This window comes from Lysinibacter cavernae (assembly GCF_011758565.1).
In the GTDB taxonomy this organism is placed as follows: domain Bacteria; phylum Actinomycetota; class Actinomycetes; order Actinomycetales; family Microbacteriaceae; genus Lysinibacter; species Lysinibacter cavernae.
The window spans coordinates 908,418-920,125 of the sequence record NZ_JAAMOX010000001.1 but is presented as its reverse complement, the minus strand read 5'-3'; the positions used below and the strand labels follow the sequence as shown (position 1 = coordinate 920,125).

Genomic DNA, 11,708 nt, shown 5'->3' with positions numbered 1-11,708 from the left:
CAGGGCATTCGGAAATTGTGGATGTATATTTCACGTGTGCGTGAGATGTTGCGGGTGTGTCAGAGCGGGGGAGCGGAACCTCGAAGCCTGGAGGTTGTGATGCAGGCTTCCCTGGAAGAGGTCTGCCCGGAGTGCGGGGTACCCTGCACCGGCATCTACCGATTCTGGTACGAACTCGATGAGCGGTTGATGATGGTCGATGTCGATCAGCCCACCATCGATGCCCTGTTGGGCGAGATCAGGGGCAGAACAACGGTTGAGGACTATCACGGGTTGCCTGCAATGGTCCGGGCTGGCAACGAACTCACCGGGTGGGCCGATGGTCACGATCATCCATACGGTGCCGAGGTCGGCGTACAGGGCCTCAAGGAGTTCGTTCATGCGCTCCGCGTGACCTCCGCAGCCACCAAGAAACCTGACCTCATCAACGCACTTCAGCAGCTCGCCTCCGAGGCCGCAGCACACCGCACCACCGTGTACGCAATGGCCGAATAATCGCCCCTCGCGGTCCCGCCTCCATAAGGTGCGTGGACGCTTGGGCGCCAGACCTCGTGCACGGGTGGCCCTCTGGACTTGAAGACGAACCAATGCATGAGAGCGTTTCTCGGGGTGGCGGGAAACATACAGAGGGAATGCGGTGATCGTCTCTGAGGCGTCTTTGGCTGGCAACGAACCGAGAATCCTCGCCACAGCATTGTTCGGAACTGCATACAAACGTACACTTTTAGGCAATGGCGCTATGGGGATAGTGCTTCTGGGGTACAGGGGTTGTGCCTCATCATTCGGGGGACGCATGTTGTGTGTCGAATCCACTTCTCACCAAGGGATGTATGAAAACACGATTCATTTCGCTGCGCCGCCGTGCGCAACACCTGCGAATACTTGCTGTTGCGTTGGTCGCGACGTTGCTCGCTGGAGTCTTTGGGCTCGCCGTTCCCGCCGTTGCCACGGCCGCAGAGCCAAACATCGAGCTGGCGATTTCGGCACCAACTACGGTGCAGCTCTACGCGCCATTTACCTATACCGTTACCGCATCTTCTGCGGCCTCGCCCTCGGATCCGATTGCTCAGGCAACGGCAAGCGTCGTCCTGCCGGAAGGCATCGCGTTTGATCAGGTGCCAACCGGCGCCGGCTCGCCCGTCACATCTGCTTCCTGGGATGAAACCACCCGTACCGTCACGTTCGAGATGAGCGGTCTGACCAATCCTCTTGTGCAGTTCACCTTCTCAGTACTGCAGGTTGATAACCAACAGAAGTCACCGGGAGACGTGCTGACCGCTGAGATTTACGGTGCCGATTCGCAACAGCGCAACTCGGTATCAACCGAGGTAAACGCCGTGGTGAACTACCTGCCAAAGAAGCAGGCCTCCACGCTTGCCGGCAGCGATAACCGCACCGTCACCTATACGTTCAACGTGCGAACCGTTGACTGGAGCGCTACCACAATTACGGCAACAAGCTGGTCGCAGACGCTCACCGACACCCTGCCAGCTGGATCGACGGTCACCGGCCAGTCGACGGCCCTTGGCAGTTGGAAGCTCACGGAGAATGGTGATGGCACGACCACTGCCGTGTGGACACGAAACGCAGCATACGGCCCGCGATCGGCCGATCTTGACGCCGGAAATACCCAAATCTGGTTGCAGGTGTATTACCCAGCATCCGAGTTTGCCGATGGAACCACCCCGCCACAAAATACCGTCAGCCTTGAGGTCACCGACCGCGTTGGCAAGGTATACCAGGGAGGGACAGCCTCAGCACAGGGGCCTGCCTTTAACGACCTTCTCGGTGGCAAAGGGATTACCGTTGAGAAGTCGATTCCCTCAAACGGCGCGCACTCCGCTCCGGTCGATTCGGGATCGTACCTCAGCACCTACCTCGTGAAGGCCGGGTACACCGAAGGCATAGAGAAAGCCAGACTCGACCGCATGGTTGTTGAGGATTCGGCCCAACAATCGGCACAGAACGCCGAGTTCTTTGACCACGCGTCGCTGTTCCGCCTGACCACGCAGTTCAGCCCTGCCCTTGTAGCGCTCAACGCACCGGTCAAGCTGCAATACATCACCAACACCAACGAGACCTGGCAGGACTACTCAATTCCTGCCATGCGGACCGGTAGGACGACGTTCTCGATTTCCGTCGCAAACGATGGCTCACGCGGCTTCATCGACGGTGGCCCTATTGGTGAGGTTGTCATCCCAACGGGACAGTGGATGACCGGCTGGCGCTTCATTGTGGACGCTTCGGCAACCGCGGGGATGCCTGGCGGCTCCGAGATCCGCGTGACGCCCGCCTACATGAGCTCGTTTGCCTCGCTGTCAGATCCGAGCCTTTCGGCAACAACGATTGTGAATACTGCCAAGGCAGACGGAGTGACCACCGACGGCGAGACGGTCGCCGGTACCTCCAACCCGCTGACGCTCACGCTTCGTGACCGGGTAAACATGATCACGACGGTGAAGGCTCCGACCACGATTACGGTTGGCGCGGCTACCGACTACCAAGTTGGCGTGACAAATGTGAACCCTGCCGGTGTTGCCTATCCAGGTGCCGTTGCTCGAGTGGTGCTCCCCGTTGGCGTCTCGTACGACCCTTCGGTTGGGGTATCGGCGCTTTCGGCCAGTTCGGTCAGCGGCCTTCCTGTTCCTGCCATCGGCGACGGTGCGACGGTCACAACTGAAACGGTGACCGACGCGCAGGGGACTCACCAGGTCGTTGTACTGACGTTTGACAGCGTCGAGTCGGTGTATGCCGCAGGCACGGCAAAGGAGCGTGCGGTTGAGGCCGATGGCTACTGGTACTCGATTCCGACAGTCACCATGCCGCAAGCCCTGACAAGCGGTGGCGTTGCGGCGAGTGTGAGCTCGTGGCTTCGTGATGAGTCGCCAACGTATTCCGGAATGCCGATGGCTTTCTGGTCTGGATACTTTGCTCCCGATGCGTACTTCGGCTCCACAATTCCGCAGATTGCGACGAGCAGTGCGCCGCTCACGGTGACCTCTGCCGGAGGCATCCTGCTCTCCAAACAGGTCCGTACCGATCAGCAGCCGGAATGGGGCATTACCGCGGCCGCAACGTCAAAGGGCGCGGTTGATTGGGAGCTGTTTATTGCAAACACACTGCCAAACGATATGACGGACGTGGTTGCCTTTGACCGCCTGCCAACTCCAAAAGACCAGCGTCTGAGCAACTTTTCGGTGATTGGCTCTGGCCCAATCACTGGACTCCCCGCCGGTGCGGTTGCCGAGTACTCGACGGACGCGGTCAACGCAACGTCGGGAACCTGGACGAGTAACCCGGTCGGCGCGACGGCGGTTCGGGTGACTATCCCAACCCTCGCAGCCGGGCAATCCATGACGCTCGTGATGCCAACGACTGCGGATGACGGTCTCGTGTTTAACGAGCGGGCGGCAAACGCGTTCACGCTCGACGGAATCTACGGCGGCACTCCTCGGTCGTTCCTCTCAAACACCGCGGTCGCGATCGGTGACGGGCATCCCGCCTACACCCTGACGAAACGGACCAACGGAATCGCCTACACCGAGGCTCCTGGCGCGACCGTCGCGGTTGGCTCCGATGTTGAGTGGACATACGAAATCACGAACACGGGTGACACTCCGTTGCGTGATCTTGCAGTGACGGACAGCTACACCGCTGGCGACGGAACGACGGGCACCTTGCGGCCGACCACATCGGCCACGGGTCCGTTGCTGCCAGGACAGTCACGCACCTTTACAGCAAACGATGTTGCGAGCGCTGGTCAGTACCACAACACCGCCGTTGCACATGCAGTAGCCTCTGACTTCGCTGGCGCTCCCTTGGGCGTTCAGCCGGAGCAGCAGTCAGACGAATCGTGGTATTTGGCCGGAGCGGCTGGGCTGACCGTGGCAAAGACAACCAACGGAAAAACGGTTCCCTCGGCGCCTGGAGACTTCCTTGTGCCAGGAAGCGCTGTGACTTGGGAATATACGGTCAGCAACACCGGAACCCTTCCGCTGACCGACATCCTGGTGTCGGATGTTGATAGCGATGGCAAAACCGTCTTCAGCAAGACAGTTGCTCATCTTGCGCCAGGAGCGGCCGTGACCCTTTCTGCGCCAGGAACGGCAATAACCGGGCAGTACCACAACACCGTGACGGCCGCGGCTGCACATCCTGCAGGCGAGGGCGACCTTCTTGCGGCCGCATCATCGTGGTACTTTGGGGCTCAGTCGGATCTCACGGTGACCAAGCAAGTTTCGACAGGGCCAGAGGGTCCGTGGCTCGATAGCACCGAGGTAGCAAAGGGCGATGCGACGTACTGGCGTATCGTGACCACAAACACCGGAAACCTGCCCCTGTCGGATGTGACGGTTGCCGATGAGAAGCTTGACAAAACGATTCAGATTGGTGAGATGAACGCGGGCGAAAGCAACGTCGTTGTGCTTACCAACCTTGTGACGGACGAGGACCTCCTCAACGAGGTCGCGGCATCGGCTACCGATGTCAACGGTGAGACGGTGACTGGCGAAGATAACGCGCTTGCCGTTGTGTCGGAGTCACTTGCACCACCGGCGGGTGGAGAGCCTGGTTCTGGCGTGACACCCGGAACCAAACCGGCCGGACTCGCAATGACCGGTTCGTTGGGGCAGGGAGTCCTTGCCCTCGTTGGCGGTCTTGGGCTGCTGATTGGCGGGTTCTTCGTTCTGCGCGGTTACCGAGGGAAGCTCGGGCGTCGCGTCGAGTAAACGCTTCGCTGCCAGGATTCGACTCAGTCCGCTCGTGTTCACGCCCGGCAGCTGAGTAGGTCATACGCGGAGAGGGGCGTCACACTGTTGAGGTGTGGCGCCCCGTCGTGCGTCATGGTTCATCGTTGGCTCGATGAGTAGGCGGGTTCTCGGCCCGCGTCTGCTCCTCCGTTACCATGCAGGCGGCATGTGTTCGTGGCTGGGACGACATCACCTGAATGGGGCGAGATCACTCGCCGGGGCGCGGCAAAAGCGCCGTTTAATTGAATGAGGATAAATACTCTACCGTACGCAAAGTGCGATTCCTGTGAAGCCTCTGAGACTCTGTAATGCTTTTTGTGTTGCGACAACATGCAATAACTCTCAATGTTCCGAATGGTTCATAGACATTCCACCGAGATGGCAGGGTTTTTGCGGCATTTGTCCTGTCTGACAAATAAATTGTGTGCGTATTTATCTCCGTATGGTTAACCATTCACGGGTATTTTTTGCCCAAGGTCTATTAGGGGTGGATCCATAGAAATGAATAATCGCCGACGTCCAATTCGGGCAATACTTGGTGTGTCGCTCAGCCTGTTGCTTGGCATGAGCGTTGCAGTGACTCCCGCGGCCGCGGAACCGGTAGCGGAGGCCTCGTGGCAGCTGCAACTGACACGGCAATCGCCGAGTCCGCAAGCGTCAGGAAATAAGCACACCTTCCGTTTACAGGTTTCGTGTTCCGCGGTTGCGGCACCAACCTGCGATGACGGCGTCATCCGAATTCCCTGGCCAGCGAGTCTCAGCCAATCCGCTGAACACTTTGAATCGGTGAAGCATCCAAATGTCGCTTCCTGGCAGTTCGTGAACAACGAGCTCGTGGTGACAATGATCAAGGGTGTGCCAGCCGGTAACACAACCGCAGTTGAGTTCTCGACAAGATCACTGAACTATGTCACCCCGAATAACACCGTTGCGGAACTGAACGCAACCATCACAGGATCCAACGCCGAAGCCGTGAGCGCATCTGCAGAGGTGACCCTGACAGCCGTTGGCGTGCTTGGCGTCAAAAAGGACAACCCCGGCAACGTGCCAAACGGCTCCGCGCTTCCCAATGACCTTCCGCTTCGGTACAACATTCGGGTGTGTGACAACTCTGCTGATGAGCTTGGACGATTGCAGCTTGTTAATGCAAAACTCACCGACCTGCTTCCTCCTGGCGCTGAGTTTGTGGCTGCCTCAGGAAACGGTCTCTACAACGGGACCGACCGCGTGACGTGGGAAATTGGTGAGCTTAACACCGCCAAGCACTGTACGGACGAGCAGTACTGGGTTGAGCTGCGCTATCCCTCCGGAAGTTTTGGTACCGGCAAATCCGTTGTAAATACGGCACGCGTCGAAGGCAACTTCCTTGGCGAGACGCAACCGCAGGTTCGGGAATCGGCAGTGAACCATACGTTTGGCGCCTTTACTCCAGTCGGAGCGTTCTGTAAGTCAACCGGCGCTGGTCGCATAAACGTTGCCGGCTCATGTGATTCGGATATTCCGGCGCCAGTGGCGATCGGTCAGGCCCAGAGCAACGACACGCCAATGAGCTGGCGGCTTCGAACGCAGAATACGTCATCGCTTTCTGCAAGCTGGAGCCTGCGAGACCCGATGCCGTGTGCCACGAACACCACGCTGAACGAATTCGGGCAGAACCAGTACAACTCGAACGCTCCTGGAACAATTTGTTCGGATCCCGCGGTGCGTGTGACCTCATTGCAGGTGACATCCGCTGCGGCACTCACGGCACTTGCCGACGGTCAGATTTACTATCTGAATACTGACGGCGAGCGTAAAACGTTCAAAAAAGTCTCAACCTATGACTGGGCAATCCAGGCTGATGACATACTCGCGGAGCTCGTCGTTGACAACGTGACCCTTGAATCCATGAACTCCTTCAGCTTTGTGGACCTCACGCTGAACGGGTACTTGCCAAGTGACCGGGTTGCTGACGAAACCGCAATGAATACCGCTGACTTCTCCCTCGTTTATCTTGACGGAAGTGCGATCACCTCATCGCAGAGTGCAGTTGTTCGTGCGCAGTCTGGACTGATCGCGCAGACCAATAAATTTGCGTTGTCTGGTCAGCTGTCAATCGGCGCGGACATCATGTACATGGATGATCTTTCCAAGCCCTGGACAGGCGGAGTTGTCGTCGCTGATCTCTTTCCCGCAGGTATCACCGCAAATCAGCTTAGGGTCGCAAGCGTCATGCCCGGTTCGAGCAACACGGCCACAAAATATGGCCCAAACGACTACAGCTACGAGTTCATTGATAACTACAACGGCACCGGCCGTACGCTGTTTCGGTTGACGGTTGCCAAGGGTGTTCCGCTGTATGCTGCCGGCAAAGATTCGACGGTGCTCTCCAACCGTGCGCCCGTTGTCGCGAAAATTGTTCCGGCAAACGGAGCGAGCTTTCCGAACCTCGGCGATACCGAAAACATCGTGCGGATTTCTGCCGCAAATGACGCTTCGTTTGACAGTTGTGTCTTCAACCAGCGAGAGCTGACGGTTCCGCTCACTGACGATAGCGACGATTGGAACGGCAACGGCCGGGTTGACAACGAGTCGATCTGTTCTGCCGGAACTCGAATGACTTCTGGGCTTCAGGCCTCTCCGCTGCTCAACGCGGTGAAAGAAGTTAAGGGGAATCTCGATAGCTCGTTTGTTGGCTTCCCCGGTGTTGGCGTTGCTGATCCTGGTCAGCCTGGTGCCATCGATTATCGGATGACGATCACCAACGGTGGTTCAGTGGCCGCAAATGACGCCGTCTTCTATGACGTTTTCCCACGTATCGGCGATACGGGTGTTTCCAATAGTCAACAGTCGATCGACAGAAACAGCCAGTGGGGGCCGGAACTCGCGGGAGCGGTATCCGTTCCAGCTGGTTGGACGGTGCAGTACAGCACTGCTACGAATCCTTGCCGACCGGAGGTGGGCGACGGATCGGCAACTTGGCCGGTCGGTTGCAATAGCGACTGGAGTGCAACACTCCCGGCAAACCCTTCGACGGTGACCGCGATCAAGCTCAAGCCGGCAGGCCCCATTTCGATGGGAGATCGCGCGATTGTGTCGTGGTCGATGACCTCACCCGCCAAGACTCCTACGCGGGGTGAGATTGCCTGGAACTCGGTAGCCTATTCGGCGACTCGTGCCGACGACGGGCTGAAGCTGCTGACGAGTGAGCCCCCAAAAGTTGGCATTGTGGTCGCCCAGAGTGACCTGTCGCTTCTGAAAACGGTGTCGCCGATCTCGGCCGCGCCTGGTGAAGAAGTAACCTACTCAATCACCGTTGCCCACGACGCCATCCCAACCGTTGATCCCGATACGGGAGAGGTCTCGTACCTTGACCGCACCACCAAGAATCCAACGACCGCAGTTGCTCCAGGGCGTGACGTAGTGGTTGAGGACCAGGTGCCTGACGGGCTCAGCATTGTGCCGGGTTCGTCGCGCGTCACCATTGGTAGCGTCGATGAAGCTACCGGACGGTGGGACGTTGGTACCGTTCAGGCGGGCGAATCGTTCACCTTTACCTTCAGGGCGCTCGTGACCAAGGTTGGCCTTATCACCAATAAGGCAGCTATTACTGCGAACAGCGTGCCCGACGTGGATAGCCCAGCAGGCACCTGTGACGAAGACACGCAGGACCATTGCGCATCCGTGTCACTCGAAACCGCTGAGCCATCGATCACGCTGCTCAAGCAAGTGAACGCAAACGGTCGGTGGCTTGACGCTGATGCGAAGGCGGACGGCAGTTTTGACGCCGCCGGTGAATTCGCGACTGTTGCGTCTGGCGCTGGCGTTTCGTACCGATTCGTCGTGACCAATACCGGGCTCAGTACCCTGACAAACGTGCAGGTGACTGACCCTCAGATCGGCGAATACTGCACGCTCCCGACCTTTACGCTGGCACCGGGTGCAAGCCGAACGCTCACTTGCACCTGGTCAACCGGCTGGGGAATTGGCGATCACGTCAACACCGCAGGCGTTGTTGCAACCACCCCATCGGGAGCAACCCTGACCGACAGCAATACCGCGCAGGTTCGCGTTCCACAGCCGAAGCTTGGTCTCCTTAAAACGACCAACGGCGCTGATGCCAGCCTTCCAGGCGACGCAGACGTTCCAACGCTCACGGAGTTTGAGAACGTGACTTGGACCTATCTCATCACCAACGAAGGCCAGGAACCGGTTCGTAACGTGACGCTTGGCGACGATGTTGAACTCGACGCAGTCTTTGCCTGCACGCTCGGATCAACAGGGCGCGCCTTTACCCTCGGAGCGTCGGGCGGCACGATTCCCGTTGGCGATTCGGTCACCTGCACAACATCGGCTGACGCGGTAAGTACCGAAAACGCAGCGATGTACCCGGACGGTGTGTATAAGAACACAGGTCGAGTGACCGGTCAGGGCACCATTTCGCGTGCCGGAGCGTCATCAATTGACCCGTCGCACTACCTCGGTCGCGCGCTCGCGCCATCCATCGAGGTAGAGAAACGCACCAACGGTGAATTGGCAACAGCTGCGGCAGACGCGGTGCTGATCGGCCTCGGCGAGGACGTGACGTGGACGTACGTGGTAACCAACACGGGGGACACCCCGCTTGTTGACCTGCGGCTGCTTGACGACGTTGAGGGTGCAGTGACCTGCCCCGTCACGTCGTTGCTGCCTGGCGCATCCACTACCTGCACGCTCGAAGCAACCGACGGTGCCGTTCGTGATGACTACGAAAACACCGCAACCGTGAGTGGCCAGCCAGCAGATGACGCGGGCGACCCTATCTCTGGCGAGTCTCGGGTCGATGACCAGGACGTGTCTCACTACTTTGGTGCGGAATCAGAAATCTCACTGAGTAAGTTCACGCAGGAGCAGGCCGTCAGCGACCCGACAAGTAGTGGTCCGTTCGTTGAGAACGGTGTCGACGTGACCTGGACGTATGTGGTCACCAACTCGGGAAACACCACGCTGCAGAACATCGCGGTGAGCGATGACATGGAGGGTGCGATTGTCTGTCCAAACACCGAGCTTGCGCCGTTGGCGTCGATGACGTGTGAGCTCACGGGCACGGCACTACCTGGGCAGTACCGGAACACCGGTTCGGTGTCAGCGGACGGCCCTGAAAAGTCGGTCTCTGACGACGATCCAAGCGCCTACTTCGGTTCGGTTCCTGCCATCGACCTGGTCAAAAAGGTGAATGGTAACGCCGTAACCACGCTGGACGACCCCGAGTGGATACTGACCGGAGAATCCGCCACATTTGAGTACACCGTCACCAACATCGGAAACGTTGCTCTCAACGGCATCAGCTTGGCTGACGACATCGAAGGCGCGGTGAACTGTCCCGCAACGAGCCTCGGAATTGGCGAGTCGATGGACTGCACGCTCGATGCTGTGGCAGTAGCCGGGCCGTATGTGAATGTTGCAACCGCGACGGGCGCGGGGCCCGACACCGTGACCTCTGGCGGCAGTATTGTTGCCGGTAAGACGGTGCAAGCGGATGACTCCGCCCACTATGAGGCGGTTACCCCAGAGCTCAGCGTGGTCAAGCGCACCAACGGAGCGGATGCAAACGACCTCGGCGATACTGATGTGCCAGCAATCCAGCGTGGCAGCGACGTGACCTGGACCTTCACCGTAAAAAACGAGGGTGATTCGGTGCTCATCGGGCTGCGTGTGAGTGACGACCTTGAGGGGTTGGCCGTTTGCCCAACAACTGAGTTGAAGCCGGGGGAGAGTACCGAGTGTACGATCACCGGGTCGGCTGACACTCTTGGTGACTACGTCAACCTCGGTTCGGTTTCGGCTCAGCCGGCCGACAACGACGGAAACGCCATTCAGCTAGATGCTGTCACCGACGAGGACCCTTCCAGGTACTACGGTGCTGAGCCGGTGGTTTCGCTGGAGAAGAGCGTTTCGCCAGCTGTTGGCGTAGTCGCCGGTGACACGGTGACGTATTCCTTTGAGGTTTTGAACGACGGGAATACCGTACTCGACAAGGTTCGCGTTGAGGACCCGCTGCCAGGGCTTGGCGATATTGTGTGCAACGCCAATGGTGTCGAACTCGATCCCGCCAACATTTCGTTGGCGCCGGGTGAACGGGTACAGTGCAGCGCGCCGTATACGATCACGCAAGAAGACGCGCTGGGGGATGCTCTGATCAACTCGGCCGTTGCACACGCCGAGTCGGTAGTTGGCGACGTGAACTCCACGATCGCCGAGGTCATTCTCGATATTGAGCGACCCGAGATTGCGGTTGAAAAGCGCACGAATGGAAAGCTCGCAACCGAGGCCTTTGCCGCTGATACTCCGTTGCTGAACGATGGTGACGACGTGACATGGACGTATGCGGTTACCAATACCGGAAATGTAACGTTGGTCGGCATCGTTGTTGAGGACAACATAGAGGGCGTCGTGAGCTGCCCGATTGATTACCTTGAGCCTGGCGAAAGCGTGACCTGCGAGAAGCAGGGAACGGCTACGGTTGGCGCATACGAAAACACCGCAACCGTGACCGGCGCGAGCCCAACGGGGAACGATGCCACACCTGCATCGGACTCATCGCGGTACATGGGAACAGCGTTGCCGTTGCCGCTCGCGGTGACCGGTGGGCAACTGACCTCCGTGTTGTTGCTTGCTCTTGGCCTGCTGCTTGCCGGCGGTATGCTGCGACGTCAGCGAAACGAACGCACACTGATGGGCTCGGCCACGCCGCGATAACGATCGCTACCGCGTAGCTCGTTGAGCATACGGGCCTTCGGTTGGGGAATTGGATACTGCTATCCGCCCTGGCCGGAGGCCCGCAGTCGTCGGCAGGGCGTGCTAGTTCTGGGGCTGCCCGTGGACAAGAATGCGTTGACGCTTCAGGAGCGAGAAGCTCGACCTGAGCAGCGCCTGAGTGCTACGCGAATGCGTAGATGGGGCCTGCCCGGTAACGTCGGATAGACTCGACACCATGCTCGA

3 protein-coding genes are annotated in these 11,708 nt (G+C 58.8%); all 3 read left to right on the top strand.

Annotated features, from left to right (window positions below; translation table 11 throughout):
* Nucleotides 1-99 precede the first annotated feature (99 nt).
* A complete protein-coding gene (locus FHX76_RS04190; protein WP_167148210.1) occupies nt 100-495 on the top strand; it encodes a hypothetical protein in 396 nt (131 codons plus the stop codon).
* Between the two features lie 335 nt (nt 496-830).
* Nucleotides 831-4,727 carry a DUF7507 domain-containing protein gene (locus FHX76_RS04185; protein ID WP_167148208.1) on the top strand — a complete coding sequence of 1,299 codons (3,897 nt, stop codon included), beginning with the start codon at nt 831-833 and terminating at the stop codon, nt 4,725-4,727.
* A gap of 522 nt (nt 4,728-5,249) precedes the next feature.
* Nucleotides 5,250-11,465 (top strand): DUF11 domain-containing protein, encoded by a 6,216-nt coding sequence (locus tag FHX76_RS04180; RefSeq protein ID WP_167148206.1) that lies wholly within the window; start codon nt 5,250-5,252, stop codon nt 11,463-11,465.
* The last annotated feature ends 243 nt before the right edge of the window (nt 11,466-11,708 follow it).